Raw genomic sequence first — 17,032 nt, 5'->3', positions numbered from 1 at the left:
AACGATCTCCCCGCCATTTTGCCGGCCGCCTTCCGGGCCGCCGGGGCTCCTCCGCAAATTAGCCAAAATTCTGGAAAATAGCCAGAGTGATCGTCGCTAGGGAAAGAGAAACCGGCGCCATGCTGCATGATGGGAAATCCGGTTCCCTGCCGGATTTACCGCCGCTCTATCTGGGCGAGCCTTTTCTGGGCCAGCACGTAGCAGGAGATGTTGCCGATGATGGAGCCGGAGTCGGTCTCGACGACGTTTTTGTAGTCGGCCTTGGCCTCTTCCATCTCGCCGTACTCCTCCGCTATCCGGCCGAAGACGTACCAGTCGCCCGGCCCGAGCTCGTCGTCATCGCTGTCGATCGATTTGACTATCGTTTCCCGGGCTTCGGACGGCTTGCCGGTCTCGGCATACAGCGACGACAGCGTGTGCAGAAGCGGCCTCACCTTCCCCCCCGACAGGGTTACCGCCCGTTCGCCGTACTTCACGCTTTCCGCAAGGTCCCCCTTCCTGAAAAGCCCGAGCCACGCGAGCTCGTTGTAATCGGTGGAATTGGCCAGGCCGGTCTCGTCAAGCGTCCGGTAGAGCTTCGCGCTCAGGTCGAAATCGCCACGCCGGGAGGCGCACCTGGCCAAGTGGCTTACGGCCAGACTATTTTTCGGGTCCCGCTGTAGCTCCCGGGTGGACCTCGCTTGCAGATCGTCCCACCGGCGCTGGTGATAGACGGCCAGCGAGGCATAGTAGTACGGCACCCGCGAGGAGGGATAGCTTGCCGCCAGCCGGTCGCTCAGAGCGAGGAGATCCTTGTCCTTCTCCTTCACCGCATAGGCTACCAGCAGCGCCTCGTCTATCGCCTTGAGTGTGTCTCCCTTCGCCGTACTCCGTTTGGACACGAGGTAGGGGATCACCCACTTGCCGGGTGCTTTGGAAAGGAGCACCGCCGAGGCAAGCCGGATCGCTTCTGCATCGGTGCGAGCCGAACCTTCCCGTCCCCAGACCAGGCGGAAAGGATGCTCGCCGAGGGGATCGTCCCCCCTGCCGGCGGAGATTTCGTCCCGCGCCCAGTCGAGCACGATAGCGGCGCCGTCGGCATCGCCGCGCTCCAGCCGGGCCAAACTCTCCAGCGCCAGGATCGGGAGCTCCCCTTCGGCGGCGAGGATGCGGTACCTCCCCTTCTCCCTGACCACGTAGAGACGGAACCGGGATTCCTCGGGAACGCCGGGGCCGGTCGCGTCGATCCGGTAGCCGCTCCGGTCGTCCCCCTCGAGGCGGTAATCCATCACCGCCGCAGCGACTTCCGCCAGGTAGCGCTCGCTGCCGCCGGCATTCTCCCCGACCTTCCCCCTGAAGGTGTTGACCAGTTCGTCGAGCGCCTTGCCGCTTTCCTTCTTCAGCTCGTCGTAGGGAACCTGCGAAAAGAGGGAGAGGATGCCGTCCGCTCCGGTTTTGGGGTCGCTGACGACGGCGTAAAGCTCGTTGAAGACCGAGGTGGGACCCGTGGCGTCCGAAAGCGAGGTATCGAAGAGTTTCACCTTTTTCAGCGCGGCGCTCTTTCTTTTGAGGGTCGCGGCGTTGGGGCTTCCCTTGGCCGCTTCGTCGAGAAGGAGGGCCGCGTCGCGGTACAGGCGGTGCTTGGCCAGCTCGATGGCCGCCCCGTCGAGGCAGCTCTGGCGGGTCGTAGCGTTGTTGATCCTGGTCCTTGCCTCCTTCAGCGCGGCGGCAGTCCCCTTCTCCACGGCGGTGGCCGCTATGAGGAGCGTCTCGTTGGACTCCGACGGCTCGAGGGTCAGCGTCAGCTCCCGCAGCTCCTTCCAGCGCGCCGTTTTCAAAAGGCAGACGAGGAGGTTGCTGTCGAATTCCTTTTTCTTCAACTCCTTCCGGATCGCCTGGTATTCCTTGATGGCTCCCCCGAGGTCGCCGTCCGGGCTGTAGCGCCTCCCGTTGTCGTCGAATTCCAGCAGGATGGCGAGGTCGGCCCGCGTCAGGAGATCGGACGGGTTGAGCTTTTTGGCCTTCCGGTACTCCGCGATGGCACGCTGGCGGTCGAAACCTTTCCCGCGCAGCCTGCCGACCAGGTCGTGCTGGAGAACATAGGCGAGGGTGCGGTGGGCGAGGTAGGAGTCCGGCTCGAGATCGACCGCCCGCTCGGCTTCCTTACGGGCCTCGCTCCCCATACCGAGCTTGATCAGGGCGTGGGCCAGCTGGGCGTGGTGGAGCGCCTCCTCGGGGTGCAGCTTGATCAACCGCCGGAATTCGGCCAGCGCCTCGCGCACCTTCCCGGCAGCGATCAGCGCCTGGCCGGTATGTTCGAAGAGGACGTAGAGCGAGTCCTCGCTGCGCAGATCCATGACCGCCTTTTTGGTGGCCTCGAATTCCGCCGCCGTCATCCGGCGCTTTCCGGTGTCGAGACGAAGGCGGCCGGTGACACTGCCGTCGGCCTCTTGGGTGAACTCCTTGGAGAAGGTCATGGTCCCCAGCGGAACCGTGCCGGAATCGGGAAGGCTCTGCACCCGGTACCCGGCAGGCGGGACGATCCGGTATTTGATGTCGCATATGTGCGGCTCGTGGAGCTGGAAGTCGTTAACGCGGACTTCATCGGGGCGCTGATGCCCTTCCTTCTCCTCGCCGATGAGCACCCCCGGCAGGCGGGTGGTCACGATCGACGGGGAGATGGCGACCGCAGCCGTCTTGTCGTCGGTGAAGCCGCGGTCCGCCTGCTTCATCTCCAGGCGGATAGTCACCGGGCGGGCGGGGTCCTTCAGGTCGGATACCTTCAGATCGTCCAGCTTCGACGCCCGGTAGGCCTCGCCTACGTACTTTTCCATCTGCTTCCGGAGCACCTGCTCGGTGGAGGCGCTGTAATCGTCGCGGTAGCTCGCGGCCACCGCCCCGTAGGCCTGGGTGGTCTCGATCACCCGCGCGGGTCCGTCTTCCGAGAGGAAGAATTCCCTGGTCTCCATCTCCCGGTTGTCCTTGGACTTCGATTCGGTGGTGGCAAGCAGGGAAGGGAAACCGGGCCCGGCGATCATGGCCCAGCGTCCCTGGTCCTCCAGCGGAAGCTCCCTTGCCGGGCTGAACTGGTTGGTGGGATCTATCCAGAGCGAGGGGCTTCCCGGGATGTAGACGATGGCGTGGTCGAAGGCCCCCAAGCCGGGAAGGGCGGGATCGACGTCATCCGCCGAACCGGCCCGGATGAGCGCCACGAAGGAGGGGACCGCCGCCGACTGCAGCATCTTGACGAGGAGCGCCGCCTTGTCCTTGCAGTCGCCGTACCCCTGCTCGAGGGTTGCTTCCGGCAGCCGGGGCACGATGGTGCCGCTGCCGAACTCGATGCCGGAGTAGCGGATATCGTTGCGGACGTAGGCGAGCAGTTTTTCCACGATGATCTCGCGGCGGTTGGTGTCGCCGGTCAGCTTCCTCACCAGGGGAGAGAGATCGGAACCGCCGAGCTGGCGGTCGACGACTTTACCGTACTCGGTAGCGACTTCCCCCCAGCTCCGCCCGGTGGTGAAGGCAACCTCGGGCCAGCGGGGAAGGTCGCCGGGCATCTCCGTCTCGATCGGCTTGTCGGCCTCCAGGGCTCCGGCCTCGAAGACGAGACGGGTGCGGCCGTTTTCCTCGCTCCGGTCGGGTTTCATCTCGGGGAGGAGGCGTAGCACGTACTTAACGGGATGGCCGGTGGGGAATTCGATGGTGAGGCGGGTCTTGTGGGTGATGACGCTGCGGCCGAATACGAAACGGTTGACCTGGCCGGCGGCGAAGTAAGGGGATTTCTCCGTGGTGGTGACCTCCTCTTCGACGACCGCACCGACCATGGTCGCCGGCAGAGGAGCACGCACCACCCGGCGGTCGGTGAAAAGGTCGGGAGAATCTTCCCGCTCGGGAGCGTCGCTGATGGTCTGCGGGGAAAGGAGATGCTCGACGCCGTCCGGGGTCACCACGCGGGCCCGCAGGACGGGGCGCTCCTGGTGCCAGGGAGACCACCCGGAGCTGATGTTGGACCAGCGCTCGAGTCCCGTCTCGTTCATGATCCGGTAGACGAGGCGGAAACGGGTGGTGCAGCGCCCCTGGCTGTCGAAGGAATAGCTCCCTTCGTCAAGGAGCACCGAGATGTTCCCCTTATCCTTCCTGGTGGCTCCGTTGGCTGCTGCGGCCAGCTTCTTGCCACTCAGGGAAAAGAAAGGCTCCTCCCAGGAAGGAGTGCCGGCGGCCCGGGCGGGGCCCGCGAGACCGGCGAAAGACAGCAAACCTACGGTAAATGCGAGGATGATCGTCTTGAAGCGGGGGGTGCCGGTCTGCATCGTCTCGTTTTCTCCTCGTTCTCTCTTTGCTCTGCGATAAAAAGATCTGTCCACTCATCCCCTCCGGCCAGCTTCCCTCCCCTTCAAGGGGGAGGGTCGGGGTGAGGATGGGGGAAATGCATCATCCAAGGTTCTTGTGGAACCACGTATATGAGTTGGCGAAGAAAACCAGGTTGACGGCCATGAGAAACAGGCTGATCAGGATCGACAACCACCGGAACCCTGGCCACAGAAAGCGGAGGTACCCGAAAAAAAGGAGCGGATAGATCAGCAGCAGATCCACCCGGATGTTACCGGACGCCTGCGATTCCCAAGCCCAGTATGCGAGCGTCGCCGCGATCACGCCGCTGTATGAAGGTTTCTCCATTCAGGATCTCCCCATCGTACGTGGCGAGGGCAATCGCCTACTTGGTTGTCTCGAGGTAGTGATCCACTTGCTGCGGGGAATATCCGTCCACCTTGTGGGAGCCGATCACCGTCAGCGGGACACCGTCCCCGCCCATCGCCTTGAAGCGGCGGTAGGCGGCGTCATCGTTCTCGATATCGTACACGACGTAGCGGACCCCCTTATGTTCGAGATAACTCCGCATCTTCTTGCAGTACCCGCACCACGACGTTCCGTACACCTCCACGACGCCCCGAAACCGGGGCTGCGCCGCGCCCTGCCCCGCCGTCCCGCTCCCTTCCGCCCGGGAGGAGGACGGGAGCGCCAAGAACACCGCCAAAACCACCATCACTACGCGAAGCATCATCGTCTCCTCTCCGGCGGGCGGTGACTCTCTCCCACCCTCCCCGGCCTTCAACCGGCATCCCAAACCTCATGCAATCGGGCGGTGCCCGCTATCCCAGAGAAATACTGCCTCCCGGCGTGCCAGAGATACCACGCCAGCCCCCCCCACTTCAAGGCCTAAGTTACCGGACACCCATGAAGTTCCGGAAATTGTGGATCCGTTCGGCCCTCGCAGTATTAAATAGCTTCCGTGAATTTCTGTTGACATACAAAAATTTGAATGTATTTTTTGTGCATATACACATTTCCGAAGGAGGTAGCGATGAGAATCTGTTTTCCGGTGTTGGAAGACCATGGGATGGAGAGCGCCGTTTACGGTCATTTCGGTTCCGCGCCGAAATTCCTGGTGGTAGACACTTCCCGTAACGAGCTGCGGACGATAGAGAACGAGGACCTGGTTCATCAGCATGGAGCGTGCAACCCGGTTGCCGGTCTCGCAGGCGAACAGGTTGACGCCATAGCGGTCGGCGGCATCGGCGGAGGCGCACTCTTCAAGCTCAATAACGCAGGCATAAGGGTCTTTCAGGCGAGCCAGGGGACGGTTGCGGAGAACATCGAGCTTCTGGGGAAAAACGCCCTTCCCGAATTCATGCCGGGGCATACCTGCGGCGGGCACGGGCACGGGCACGACCACGGCCACGGACAAGGCCATGGTTGCTCCCACTGAACCATGACGCGTCCCCGTAAACCGAGGAACTGCACCTGCCCCTACCGTGCCGGATTTCCGGTGGTTTTCAAGCCGGCCGGCACGCCTCTTGGCGAGTTGGAGATGGTCCGGCTCGCCCACGACGAACTTGAGGCCCTGCACCTTTGCGACGGCGAGGGAAAAACCCAGGAGGAAGCGGGTGCCTGCATGGGAGTTTCCCGCGGCACCGTGCAGAGGCTTTTGGCCAGCGGACGTTGCAAGGTCGCCAACGCCCTGGCCGGAGGGAAGGCGCTGGCGATAGAAAACCTTGCCGAGCCGGAGCCTGCTGCCGGCGAAGCCTGTCCAGCCGAAGGCCCCCGTGCGTGCGGGAGGGAGTGACGGGATGCGTCCCAACAGCAGGACCGGCTTTCACAACAGGTGGGAGACCGCGTGGGCGAGGAGCTCTCTGGTCCGTTCCCACAACGACCTGTGCTTCCACTTTTCCCAGGTGATCTGCTTCGATTCCGCGAGGTCCTTGTCGAAGAGCCATTCCATCTGCGAACCGAACTTCGGGCCGAGCACGATGGCATTGATCTCGTAATTCCTGGATAGGCTGAGAAAGTCCATGTTGGTCGAGCCGACCGTGGACCAGACTCCGTCGATGACCGCCGTCTTGGCATGCAAGAGCTCGTGGCGCCGCTCGTACAGCTTCACCCCCGCCTTCAACAGCTCGGCGTAGTTGTAGCGCATGGCGTAGTAGGCGGCATTGGAGTCGGTTATCGAGGGGACGATGATCTTCACGTCCACCCCGCGGCGTGCCGCATCGGTCAGCGCGTCGAGGGTATGGTCGTCGGGAATGAAATAGGCATTGGTGATGTGGATGGCGTGCTTGGCGAAGATCATCGCACAGAGGTAGGAAATGTAGGTGATCCGGTTACTCTCTCCGGGAGTGCTCCCGATCGCCTGGACCAGGGCGTTCCCCTTCGCGCTCTGCGGGGGGAAGTACCTGGCCCGGGAGAGCGGAGGTCCTTTCTGTCTCAGCCACATCCCGACGAAAAGCTCCTGAAAGACCGCCGCCGGCCCTTCGATCTCGACGTCGGTGTCACGCCACGGGACCGGCGCCTTTTGGCTCTGCTTGCCGCTGAAAGGGGTGCTCGTGTAGACCTGGCTGATGTTGACGCCGCCGGTGATCACCCGGGTGCCGTCGACCACCAGCAGTTTCCGATGGTCGGCATGCAAGGTGCCGGGCACTGCCGGTCCCCCGCCTTTCAGCGGGTTCACCCCCACCACCTGCGCGCCCGCCTTGCGCATGGTATCGAAGAAGGAAGGTGGGGTCAGGAGGCTCCCTAACCCGTCGTAGATGATGTTGACCTGCACCCCCGCCTGCTGTTTTTTCAGCAGGAGATCGGCGATCATGCGGCCGGCGGCATCGTTGTCGATCTTGTAGATTTCTAAGTTGATACTGTCGGTGGCGGAGCGAATGGCCTCGGATATGGCCGCAAAGGTCGTCCTGCCGTCGACCAGGAGCCTGGCCTTGTTCCCGCCGGTCAAGGGAGTACCGGTCACCATCTCCATCACCGCGCTGTGGCGCAGCAGCAGGTCGCTCCGGTACGACGGCCCCTGCAGCCGCTCCATAATCGCCTTGCTTTTCTTCCCGGAGAGCATCCCCCTGGCCGTCAGGATCCGCGGAGGCTTCTCCGTTTGCGCCTGTTGGGCGAGCTTGGCGACGTCCGGCAGCGGAGCGCACGCTGCGCCCAGGGTCAGCGTAAGCACTACGATGGTGACACAGATGGCCTTCAACCTTCTCATGTTACTATGTTATACCATTTACCGCCGACTGCCCATCGGGCGATGCTCATACTCCCCGGCGCCTTGCTAAACCGGCCGGATTCCCTGGTGCATTTTGGTCAGTATCCGGTCAAGGGAAGAGGCAAAGCGCTGGCGGTCGGTCATGCTGAACTGGGGCGGGCCGCCGGTCGTAAGCCCGCTCGAGCGAAGATCCGTCATGAAATCCCGTATGGCAAGCCGTTCCCCGACATTCTCCTCGGTATAGAGCTCCCCCCGCGGGTCGAGCGCCACCCCGCCCTTCTCGACGATTCTCGCCGCCAGCGGAATATCCGCGGTGATGACCAGGTCCTCAAGTTCTGCGTGCTGCGCAATATAGTCGTCGGCGATATCCATACCATTGCCAACCTGAACCGACGTAACGTAGCGGGTCTCGTGTTTGGTCAACGCATGGTTGGCTACCAGGCATAGCGGTAATTTCAACCGTTCCGAGGCTCGAAAGAGAATCTCCTTGATCACCCTCGGACAGGCGTCGGCATCCACCCATATCTTCATACTGCATTCCTTTCCCTGATTAGCGCTACTCTTCCGTTCTGCCGAATCCCCCTGCCCCCTTCGTTGGCAGCTTCCCCTCTCTCCCTCCCCTTCAAGGCGAGGGCCGGGGTGAGGATGGGGGCATCGGCTCGCCCAAAAGGAGACGGTTTTTAGGAGTGATGTCGCCCGGAATGGTCTGCGTGTAGACCCGGTATCCGTGCGAGCGGAGATAGGCCGCCCGGGTGACGTCCACCGCCAGGGGGCCGTCCAGCCAGCCGTTGAGCCCGCCGTCGTCTGCGTTTTTCACATCATGGCAGCAGGGGAGCACGGCCACCCGGCAACGGGCCGCCACTGCCCGCTCCAGCACCAGATCGGTGAGCCCACCGCAGGCGTGGACGGAAACGACCAGGTCGTCGTGCGAAAGCGGCAACTCTTGCAGCTCCATTTCCCTGAAGGTCACCCGCCCCTGCAGCGCCGGCCACTCCGATTCAAGTTCCTTGGCGAGCCTCGCGGCCGATTCCGGAATCCGCCGATCCACCGCCACCGCCTCCCGCAGCTCCCGGTCCAGGATCAGAAGGATCTGTGCCGCCAGCCCGTGCCCGGAGGCGAGGTCCACCATCCTCCCGCCCCTAAACCGCCGGTGGACACGACGAGCCACCTCCCACGCCTCATAGAGCTCCTTGCGGGGCAGGCATCCGGCACGGCAGACCGCACGGGCGATCCGGTCAAAGAGGGTGTCGCCGGAAAATAGCGGCGCCATCCTTTCATTCAGTCTGTTACGAGAAGATCGATCCGTATCGCCCCCATCGGGCGGTATGCCCATTCATCCAACCCCTCAGAACTATCATTCTCATCTACCCCACCGGACAAAGCCACACTCAGGGTAGTGCTTGCATACCGCCGCTTCCTGCCCGGCTCTTTTTCCGGTGAGCGTTTTAATTCTCCTCATCGGTTGACCGCATACATCGCAGGTGCCCAATTCCACCTCCGTCTTGAGTCCGTCGATTCTCCGTTGCCGCATCCATCTCCCGACGTCTTTTCGCCGGTAAGTTAGGTAAGCGCCCAACACCGATAGCAACGGGCCTATAAACCAAGTATGGCTTTCCATCTCTTACGTTCAGTCCTCCAATCAACATTCGCCCCGGGGAACCCGGCTTGCATCTTTTCGGTTATCCCCTTCCGTCGCCACCACCGGATATATCGAGGCCGCAGTGGCGGCATTTGCGGGAGAAAGAAAGTGTCGAGTTCTTCATGTGGAAGGTCTTGCCGCACCCCGGGCATTTGCAGCAGGCGTAAAGGGCCATGGCTACGCAAAGGAGCACAACCCAGATGCCGAAGAAAGCGCCGGTGACCTTTACCGATTCCGTCAACCTCAGGATCGTCATCGTTACCGGGAGGTAGAGGAGGATAAGTCCCCACAGATACCACCTACGTCTGCGTATTACGGCCAGCATCGCTTCATGGTTAACCGGGACTGCAGGATTCTCAAGTTCCATAGCAAACTCCCTAACCGGCTGAGGTTGTGGCCACCCGGAGAGCCGGGTGTCCAGGAAAGGGCCCTGGTGGGCCGAAGATTAGAATCGACACGTGGTCAGTTGCAATTTGTGCAGTACGAGCTAGTATAGTTAAAAATTTCCAATGGAGGTGCCTATGCCCTACAAGAACGAGAGCGACCCCGAGCTTATTACCCGATCCGCGGGCGTTACTCAGGTATTCACGCAGGAGTTTTACGCCCACCTGGTTGCGCTGGTCCCCACCCCGGAAGTGTACCGGACCATCCACGAGAACTATGCCTCGAGCTATACTGCCCTACTAGCAGGGAACTCCGACAAGGCCGAAGAATTCGAGGCCAACCGTAATGCCGTCTACCAGGGCCTCGCCATCCTCCATGGGCTTGCCAAGGCGGTCACCATCAAAGACCCCACGGTTTCCGCGACCCTCGGCCTCAACACCGCTGCATCCAAAACGGCATCGGCCGCGCTCTCGCGCCCCAGCGGGTTCAGGGTCACCTTCGCTTCCGACGGCCAACCCTTCGCATCCGTCGACAGGGTCCTCAATGCGAAACTTTATGAAGTGTGGGGCTGCGACGAGGATCCCAACGTCGAAACCAACTGGAAACTTATCGCCTCGTCGACCGCTTGCAAGAAGATACCGCTCCAGGGACTGCTGAACCGAGCCAAGAACAATTGGCTCAAGATCCGCGGAATGCGCGGGAAAGCGGAGACAGGGCCCTGGTCCAACTTCGTCAACGTGCCTCCGGCCCGATAGCGACCTTTACCTGAAGCCCCCATCCGGCAGGAGTTCATTCCGGTGGGGGCCTTATATCCCACGCCCCTCCCCCCCTTTTGTTCGCCACCTTACCAGAAACGTCCGCTTACCTTCTCTGCCGCTTTTGCGACGTTCCGCGCCGGTTGCCCCAATCCCTCTTCTCCAAGACGTATCAACGGGCGAACATCACCATTCTGGATCTAAAATCTACAATTCCCAGCAAAAATTATTACTTTCGGAATCAAAAGTGACGATTTTTTTTGAAAAGTGTCAATTTTTATACTGAAATGATGATATTTTGCGAGAAATCGTTACTTTCTGGGAAAAAGTAACGATTTTGAAAAAAAATTGACAATTTTTATGACGAAATTGCATTTTCAGAAAAAAAATTGTCACTTTTCAGCAGAAAATGACGATTTCCGGCTGCGAAGCTTCGTTTTCTCTTCTCAATCATCGAATGCCCTGTCAAGTCCCTTTAGGGGTAACGGGAGTGCTCGCCTCGGCACCGACGACTGTAGTCCAGGGGCGGACCCGCCACTTGGTGACCAGCCCACTGGTGACGTAGGGATCGGCCTTGGCGAAACGCTCGGCCACCTCGGCGGATTCCCCCTTGAAAAGGAGGACCGCCCCGTCCACCGGATCCGCCAGTGCCCCGCCGAGAACAAGCTCGCCCCGCTCCGCAGCCTGCCAGGCCAGCGCGAGGTGTTCCGCCCGAAACTCACCTCTCCTGGCCAGGTAGTCCGCTGAAATCTCGTAAAATAGCAGGTAGTGCATGTTACCCCCGTCCCTTCTCAGACATTCCCGGTACCGTCCTCGATATGTGCGTTACGCCGTCAACCTCCCGGATCTCACCCGCGAAGGCTTTCGCTGAGTGAACCTTCGTACTGCCAGCCGGCAGGAGCTACCAGCTGGTTGTACGAGGAGCCGGCGAGACGGCAGGCGCTGATCTCCCGATCGGGGGAACCGAGCTCGATATGGCCGAACTCCGCCCAGGAGCAGTTCGCAGTAAAACCCGCCTTCTGGTCCGCAACAGCGATATCGACCGCCGTCCCCTCGCTGACGAACTGGAAACCGGCTTCTTCCAGTACCGCCACGAACGACTGGACGTCCTCGGCAGAGAGGAAACCGACGCGGGCCACCTCGTCGTCGGAGCACAAGGTCCGGTTAGGGACGATCCCCTTGAACGCCTCCCAACCACCCGGGAATTTTTCATCGATGGTGGCCCGACGAACGATCACCGAAATACCTTCAACCAGAACCGCCATAGGTAGCTCCTTTAACTGCGGGTTATTTATTGACAACGGCCGGGTTGTGAGGCAAATTCAGCGTCATGACCCGTCGCCAGCTTCACATCTCCGCCATTATTATCATCGCCATTTCAGGAGCGGCGGGATAGGCTGACGTTTGTAAAGCAAGCAGACGAACAAGAAACCCGCCCCCCACAGGAGCGGGTTTTTTTGTTACCGCTCCCGGCGAGACTTTACAACACCGGAGGTACAGATGTCATCACAGGAACTATTGCAGGAGACATTTTCTTCGACCCTTTACCTTGTCTGCGGAAAGGCGGCGGCAGGCAAGTCGACCCTGGCCGCACAGTTGGCCTCCAAGGCCCACACCGTGCTGATCGAGGAAGACGATTGGCTCGCCCGGCTCTATCCGGGAGAAATCAGCGATCTCGCCGGATATGTTCGCTGCACCGGAAGAGTCCGTGACGTGTTAGGCGGTCTCATCGTGGGCCTGCTCAGGCAGGGGATGTCCGTGGTCCTCGATTTTCCAGCCAACACGCCTCCCCATCGTCAATGGGCAAAAAACCTAAGCGATGAGGCCGGTGCACGGCATGAGCTCCACTATCTCGAGGTGACCAACGAGACCTGCAAGAAACGGCTGCGGGAACGGAACGCCTCCGGCAGCCATCCCTTCACTTTAAGCGAGGAAGCCTTCGACCAAATAACCCGCTACTTCGTTCCGCCCTCCCCCGGGGAAGGTTTGAATCTCGTCCTGCACGATGACTGATCGGGCTCAGTACGGTCTCAGTTGTTTGCCGGAGCCGATGTGCCAATGGAGATGTTTGGAAGACTGGTACTCCCCGAGGTTCGTGTAGACCCGGGCGGCACCGAAGCGGGCCATGAAATCACCGGCGATCGCCTTCGCGGCCCGCATGAGCTCCAGCAGCAGCTCATTGTCGGCCTCTTCCAAGGTGATGAGGGATTCGACGTGCTTTTTGGGCAGGAGGACGACGTGATTTTCCCAGATAGGGTTGGTGTGATGGAACGCGAAGACCTGCTCGTTCTCGAAACATACCGGCACCGGCACAACGCCGGACAAGATCTTATCGCAGTAGAAATCACAAACTGTTTCGGTCATTCCGCAAGGCTCCTCTAGATCAAGCAGGTTAAAAGTTAGCGGCCTTTACCTTCTCCACCCGCCTCTTTAGTGGGGAGCAAGACCGGCCGGAATCGAGCTTTCCCCTCACCCTGCCAAGGCGAGTTTGGCCGCGATCGCCCACATGGTGCATCCAACCAAGATGTCCAGGGCCCGCCACGCCTGTGGCTTGCGAAAAAGAGGGGCTAATGCCATCGCTCCGAAACCGAGTAGGTAGAACCAGGTGAAGGACGCCGAAATTGCTCCCAGGGCAAAGAATAGACGTGAAGTCCCGGTGTAATGACCTGCCAGGCTACCCAGGAGCACTACGGTGTCCAAAAAGGCGTGGGGATTGAGGAGACTGAGGCTGAGCGCCGTCAGGGCGACTCGGCCCAATCCCGCCTGCTGTTCCTCGCCAGCATCCGTGGTGAGGGTGCCGGGCTTGGCGGCGGCCCGGAAAGATCTCACCCCGTAGGCGAAAAGGAAAACGACACCTCCCCACAGGGTCGCCTTCATCAGTGCCGGTGAGGATGCCACCAGGCGGCTAAAGCCTCCGGCGCCAAGGGAAATGAGAAGCGTATCGCACAGAAAGCAGATGGTGCTGACCGCGAAGACGTGTTGCGATTTCAGCCCCTGCCTTAGCACGAAAACATTCTGGCTCCCGATGGCGACGATAAGGCTCGCCCCCAGCCCAAAGCCTGCTAGAACAGATGTCGGAAAGTTGTTGGTCATCATAATGTTTGGCGAAAAAAAATGGGAGGGTCAATTGGAGGGCCTCCCATTGAACATGCGTATCCCCTTTAGGCCCCCATGGTGAGTCCCCGGATGAAATTGCGAAGGAACTGGTCGCCGCACGGCTTGTAGTTCTTATGCCCCTTGGCGCGGAACATTGCGGACAACTCTGACTTTGAGATTTTCACCCCTGCCTTTGCCATTACCGCCAGCATCGACTCCTCGTTCAGCTCCAGCGCGATTCTCAGCTTTCTCAGGATCAGGTTGTTTTCCAAGCGGACGGCCACCTTCGGCGCGGCATCCGGTTTGGGCTCCTGCACTCCCCGGCGCGAGACGATAAGGCCATCCAGGAAGGCCCCCATCGCCAGGTCGTCGCAGACCGCGAAACCCGGCTCGTCTTCTTTTTTCAGCAGCTTCAGCACCTCGAGCGGCGGAATTTCATACCCGCCGAGGGCACACAGACCGGCGATGGTCTCGCCATTCAAGTTCAGCGCGTACCGGAGTCTGCGCAACAGATCGTTATTGGTCAAGCATCACCTCTTGCTTCCTTGGGCTCAATATGGTTTCAACTGAAATTCAAAGGGACGATATTTGATATTCCGGAAGCTGGATGCACCGGGATGACCTCAAACATCAAATATCAAGTACGTCCCCTGGGTTTGATGATGATCTGTTGGTGGTCCTCTCCCACTCCAACAATGAACTCGCGCGCTTCATCAGTTCTGTATACTGACAGCCCTGTTCAGCTTCAGCACAGCTGCAACCGACCACAACAATGGTGTGCCGCCGCTGAAAACCTTTATACAAGAGCGTGTTATCCATCTTGCGGCTTCCGGTCTCTGCCGGCATCCAACTTGCTCTCTTGGAGACAGCGGGTTGAGACGGGGGGTGCACGATGAATACTCGGCGAGTAACCGCAATACGTCTTTTTTTGAAGGGACTGCACTCCGCGGCAGTGTGTGGATGGATAGGCGGAGGGCTGTCGATTCTCATCTTACTCAAGCTCGCCGGGTCCTCCTCATGGGCCGATGAAGCTTTCACCATCAAGCGGCTGATCGAAGTCCTGGACGACTACCTGATAACCCCCTCCGCCGGTATCACCACCGTCACCGGTCTCCTTTTGGGTGCGGCAAAGCCATGGGGGCTGAAGCGCCGCTGGATCACCGAGAAGTGTGCGGTTACCACCATACTGCTTGTTTTCGGCACCCTCTGGCTCGCGCCCGGCCTGCAGAACATGCATGTCGACTCCCGCTGGGATTCCGGGCCTTTTTTGCTCTCCGCCACGCTCAGATGGGGAGCGGCGGCCGCCACCCTGCAGACTGCAGCGCTGCTGTTGCTGGTTGCCCTTTCCATCCTCAAGCCGGAAAAATAGCGAAGACTATGGGGCCAGACTTAGAAGGTTTGAAAAACCTCGCAACAGTACGCCCAACTTGAAACGTTCAAAGCATGGCCCCATCGTCTGCCGTTTAGTGGAGAGCGAGACCTGCCGAGATCGAACTAGCGGTGTTTGAAATCCACTTGTCATGGAGCTCCCACCAATCCTTCGAGTACCTGCCTAATCGCGCAGCCTGACGCGGATGCTGTCCGTCTGCCGCACCGGTGTAATCGGGGTACCAAAAGGAAACGCCAGCATCGTGTTTCTCCGTTTTGTAAATTTTACCGACGCGCCTCCTGGGAATCGGCCCATCCGCCGCCCCAGAGGGGTTAATCGCCAGGCTCAGGTCTGTCGGAGCAGACGAATCCGTGCCAAAAAGCGGAGTGCACTCTCAATAGACCGAGAACATGCGCTTCGTAATCCATATGTCCCATCGCTTTACAGAATTCGTTGCTGGTGACATCTATGCTCGTGAACCCGTTGTTATAACATGATTGGGGGCCAATGTATCCCAATGCATGCTCAGCTTTCACCTCACCCATCCTATAAAAACCATTCAAAATCAGATCGCTTCTGCTGAAGAAAACTTCCGATTTTATGTGGGGATTCGAAGGGAAGATCCTCGTTTCACTCTCAGCGATCGCTGGAGCCATGGCAGATATACAAAGCTGGTCCGTCCGTATTGTGTGCTGGCGCTCCAAAAGCCTGACCGCAATCCGCCCCCCGAGAGAGTGTCCCACTACGTAGACAGTACCGTTGAATTCATTAATTTGATCGACGAGCTTTGCCGACTGCTGGTCTGCATAACCGACTGCTTTTGGCCAAAGTTGTATTAGAGGTTTGAGCCTCCGGAGGGGCAGCATGTGATCGGACATCATATTCCACGGAAGAATCCTAGAGGCAATTGTGGTTCCAATTGTGGAAGCCCCAGCTAAAACCGACAGGAGAGGCATTACTTCTGCCAGCATCTTACGGAGACTACCGGAAGGCCAATTGAAGTAATGGACGTTTGCCCGGATCGAGTCTTGATTATCTACAAAATGCCTGAACCAGTAGCGGCTTCCATGACTGGGAAGACTTTGTTCGGGGTGAAGGCCAAAGTCTAGGTTCTCATTTTCAGTAAGAAAACCGGGCACGATAATTACATGTTTGCGGAAACCCTCGTTGTTTTTGGGAGAGGGCAGAAATCCATCAATTTTTTGCAGAACAACCTCCAGTGAAGTGAGTGCTGGTTATCCCCCACGCACAAGACTTTATATAAAACAATGAGGTTTTACAAATTTAACTTTGACATTTCAAAAAAACACCTATATATTTCTCCCTACCAAAACAAAGAGGCGTAATTAATCAAACTTACACCTGCCACGCAAATCGCTTACTACTCAACAAGCTACACATAAGGGACGGAGTCCGCCCACCTCAGTCCAAGTAACTCCATGCACCTGCAGTACATTTCTTTAGTTACAAGGAGACAACACAATGAAAAAAATCCTTTTGCCAACGCTGGGAATCCTGACATTCATTTCCTCTACCGCTTTAGCAGGACCGTATGTTGGTGCATCTTTGGGACTTGCAATCGTGCATGATAGCGATGTTCAGGTGTCCGGGTTCTCCGGAACAGCCACCGCTAACTATGATGCTGGCTTTGGTTTCAACCTGGCAGTCGGACAAAAGTTCGAACCCCTCCGTGTTGAAGGAGAATTTGGGTTCAAAAAAGCTGATCTGAGTTCCTTATCTGGCCCTGGCGGGAGTGTGAACGTCAACGATTCGGATTTAACCGTCACCAGCTATATGGTCAACGCATATTATGACTTTAAAGCCGATACTTTTCCCATCAAACCATTTGTAGGTGTAGGTCTGGGATTACTTCATGGCGAACTTAGCGTTCCTGGTGAGAATGACAGTGACAACCAGTTTGGGTACCAGTTCACGGTTGGAGCTTCATACCCGGTGGACCAAGCTATAAACATGGACCTTTTGTATCGTTATCAAGGTTCAGCATCTGACTTTGCAGCAAACGGCGTAAGCGTTTCATACGGCTCAAGCAGCATCATGGCAGGTATCCGTTACAACTTCTAACCCCCATCTTCAGAGGCAACGGCAATTCCCGTTGCCTTTTTATTTCCCCCCCAGTACGAAAAAACTTGGGGGCCAGGTCTGGAACTTGACACCCTATTCCGGTTTCCAGACCTGCCCCCCCCCGAACCTCTCGCCTTTGGCCTCGCTCCTGTTTCCAGATCTGACCCCCATGACTGACCAAAAATCTACACAAC

Annotated in this window: 19 protein-coding genes; 6 read left to right on the top strand and 13 right to left on the bottom strand. The window is 59.0% G+C overall.

Translation table 11 applies throughout. The features are described 5' to 3' along the window. Positions 1-155: 155 nt before the first annotated feature. The 3 genes from L4X63_RS04565 to L4X63_RS04555 form a co-directional block, all read right to left on the bottom strand. Positions 156-4,289 carry a DUF3857 domain-containing protein gene (locus tag L4X63_RS04565; RefSeq protein ID WP_250677404.1) on the bottom strand — a complete coding sequence of 1,378 codons (4,134 nt, stop codon included), beginning with the start codon at positions 4,287-4,289 and terminating at the stop codon, positions 156-158. 121 nt (positions 4,290-4,410) lie between these two features. Then, positions 4,411-4,656, bottom strand: a complete 246-nt coding sequence (locus tag L4X63_RS04560) for a hypothetical protein (protein ID WP_250677403.1) — start codon at positions 4,654-4,656, stop codon at positions 4,411-4,413. A gap of 37 nt (positions 4,657-4,693) precedes the next feature. Then, positions 4,694-5,041, bottom strand: a complete 348-nt coding sequence (locus tag L4X63_RS04555) for a glutaredoxin family protein (protein ID WP_250677402.1) — start codon at positions 5,039-5,041, stop codon at positions 4,694-4,696. Between the two features lie 300 nt (positions 5,042-5,341). Here L4X63_RS04555 and L4X63_RS04550 point away from each other — a divergent pair, with 300 nt between their 5' ends. Further along, positions 5,342-5,746, top strand: a complete 405-nt coding sequence (locus tag L4X63_RS04550) for a NifB/NifX family molybdenum-iron cluster-binding protein (RefSeq protein WP_250677401.1) — start codon at positions 5,342-5,344, stop codon at positions 5,744-5,746. A 3-nt stretch (positions 5,747-5,749) separates the two neighbouring features. Beyond that, complete coding sequence (locus L4X63_RS04545) at positions 5,750-6,103, top strand: DUF134 domain-containing protein (RefSeq protein ID WP_250677400.1); 354 nt, start codon at positions 5,750-5,752, stop codon at positions 6,101-6,103. Between the two features lie 30 nt (positions 6,104-6,133). On the opposite strand, the gene L4X63_RS04540 is transcribed toward L4X63_RS04545, so the two are convergent. The 4 genes from L4X63_RS04540 to L4X63_RS04525 all read right to left on the bottom strand — a co-directional run bounded on the left by L4X63_RS04540 (position 6,134) and on the right by L4X63_RS04525 (position 9,519). After that, positions 6,134-7,513, bottom strand: a complete 1,380-nt coding sequence (locus tag L4X63_RS04540; RefSeq protein ID WP_250677399.1) for a phospholipase D-like domain-containing protein — start codon at positions 7,511-7,513, stop codon at positions 6,134-6,136. 66 nt (positions 7,514-7,579) lie between these two features. Continuing rightward, positions 7,580-8,044, bottom strand: a complete 465-nt coding sequence (locus L4X63_RS04535) for a YaiI/YqxD family protein (protein WP_250677398.1) — start codon at positions 8,042-8,044, stop codon at positions 7,580-7,582. A 91-nt stretch (positions 8,045-8,135) separates the two neighbouring features. Next, positions 8,136-8,783: a methyltransferase gene (locus L4X63_RS04530; RefSeq protein ID WP_250677397.1), complete on the bottom strand. Its 648-nt coding sequence runs from the start codon at positions 8,781-8,783 to the stop codon at positions 8,136-8,138. A 409-nt stretch (positions 8,784-9,192) separates the two neighbouring features. Further along, positions 9,193-9,519, bottom strand: coding sequence for a hypothetical protein (locus L4X63_RS04525; protein ID WP_250677396.1), 327 nt, complete (start codon positions 9,517-9,519; stop codon positions 9,193-9,195). Between the two features lie 154 nt (positions 9,520-9,673). Between L4X63_RS04525 and L4X63_RS04520 the strand changes: the two genes are divergently transcribed. Then, positions 9,674-10,291: a hypothetical protein gene (locus L4X63_RS04520; RefSeq protein ID WP_250677395.1), complete on the top strand. Its 618-nt coding sequence runs from the start codon at positions 9,674-9,676 to the stop codon at positions 10,289-10,291. Positions 10,292-10,756: 465 nt separating this feature from the next. On the opposite strand, the gene L4X63_RS04515 is transcribed toward L4X63_RS04520, so the two are convergent. Further along, complete coding sequence (locus L4X63_RS04515; protein WP_250677394.1) at positions 10,757-11,065, bottom strand: YciI-like protein; 309 nt, start codon at positions 11,063-11,065, stop codon at positions 10,757-10,759. A gap of 74 nt (positions 11,066-11,139) precedes the next feature. After that, positions 11,140-11,556, bottom strand: coding sequence for a hypothetical protein (locus L4X63_RS04510; RefSeq protein ID WP_250677393.1), 417 nt, complete (start codon positions 11,554-11,556; stop codon positions 11,140-11,142). 235 nt (positions 11,557-11,791) lie between these two features. On the opposite strand from L4X63_RS04510, the gene L4X63_RS04505 reads away from it, so the two are divergent. Beyond that, positions 11,792-12,304 (top strand): P-loop nucleotide/nucleoside kinase family protein, encoded by a 513-nt coding sequence (locus tag L4X63_RS04505; protein ID WP_250677392.1) that lies wholly within the window; start codon positions 11,792-11,794, stop codon positions 12,302-12,304. Positions 12,305-12,310: 6 nt separating this feature from the next. Here the strand turns inward: L4X63_RS04505 and L4X63_RS04500 are convergent, their stop codons facing one another. The 3 genes from L4X63_RS04500 to L4X63_RS04490 all read right to left on the bottom strand — a co-directional run bounded on the left by L4X63_RS04500 (position 12,311) and on the right by L4X63_RS04490 (position 13,914). After that, a complete protein-coding gene (locus L4X63_RS04500) occupies positions 12,311-12,655 on the bottom strand; it encodes an HIT domain-containing protein (RefSeq protein ID WP_250677391.1) in 345 nt (114 codons plus the stop codon). Positions 12,656-12,760: 105 nt separating this feature from the next. Then, on the bottom strand, positions 12,761-13,387 hold the full coding sequence (locus tag L4X63_RS04495) for a LysE/ArgO family amino acid transporter (protein ID WP_250677390.1): 627 nt from the start codon (positions 13,385-13,387) through the stop codon (positions 12,761-12,763). A gap of 65 nt (positions 13,388-13,452) precedes the next feature. Beyond that, positions 13,453-13,914 (bottom strand): YehS family protein, encoded by a 462-nt coding sequence (locus L4X63_RS04490; protein WP_250677389.1) that lies wholly within the window; start codon positions 13,912-13,914, stop codon positions 13,453-13,455. A 401-nt stretch (positions 13,915-14,315) separates the two neighbouring features. Between L4X63_RS04490 and L4X63_RS04485 the strand changes: the two genes are divergently transcribed. Further along, positions 14,316-14,756, top strand: coding sequence for a hypothetical protein (locus tag L4X63_RS04485; protein ID WP_250677388.1), 441 nt, complete (start codon positions 14,316-14,318; stop codon positions 14,754-14,756). A gap of 332 nt (positions 14,757-15,088) precedes the next feature. Here L4X63_RS04485 and L4X63_RS04480 read toward each other — a convergent pair whose 3' ends face one another. Continuing rightward, positions 15,089-15,895 (bottom strand): hypothetical protein, encoded by an 807-nt coding sequence (locus L4X63_RS04480; RefSeq protein WP_250677387.1) that lies wholly within the window; start codon positions 15,893-15,895, stop codon positions 15,089-15,091. Positions 15,896-16,238: 343 nt separating this feature from the next. Between L4X63_RS04480 and L4X63_RS04475 the strand changes: the two genes are divergently transcribed. Further along, a complete protein-coding gene (locus L4X63_RS04475) occupies positions 16,239-16,838 on the top strand; it encodes an outer membrane protein (protein WP_250677386.1) in 600 nt (199 codons plus the stop codon). The last annotated feature ends 194 nt before the right edge of the window (positions 16,839-17,032 follow it).

Source organism: Geomonas sp. Red32, assembly GCF_023652955.1.
GTDB lineage: Bacteria > Desulfobacterota > Desulfuromonadia > Geobacterales > Geobacteraceae > Geomonas.
This window is presented reverse-complemented; position numbering and strand designations above follow the sequence as displayed.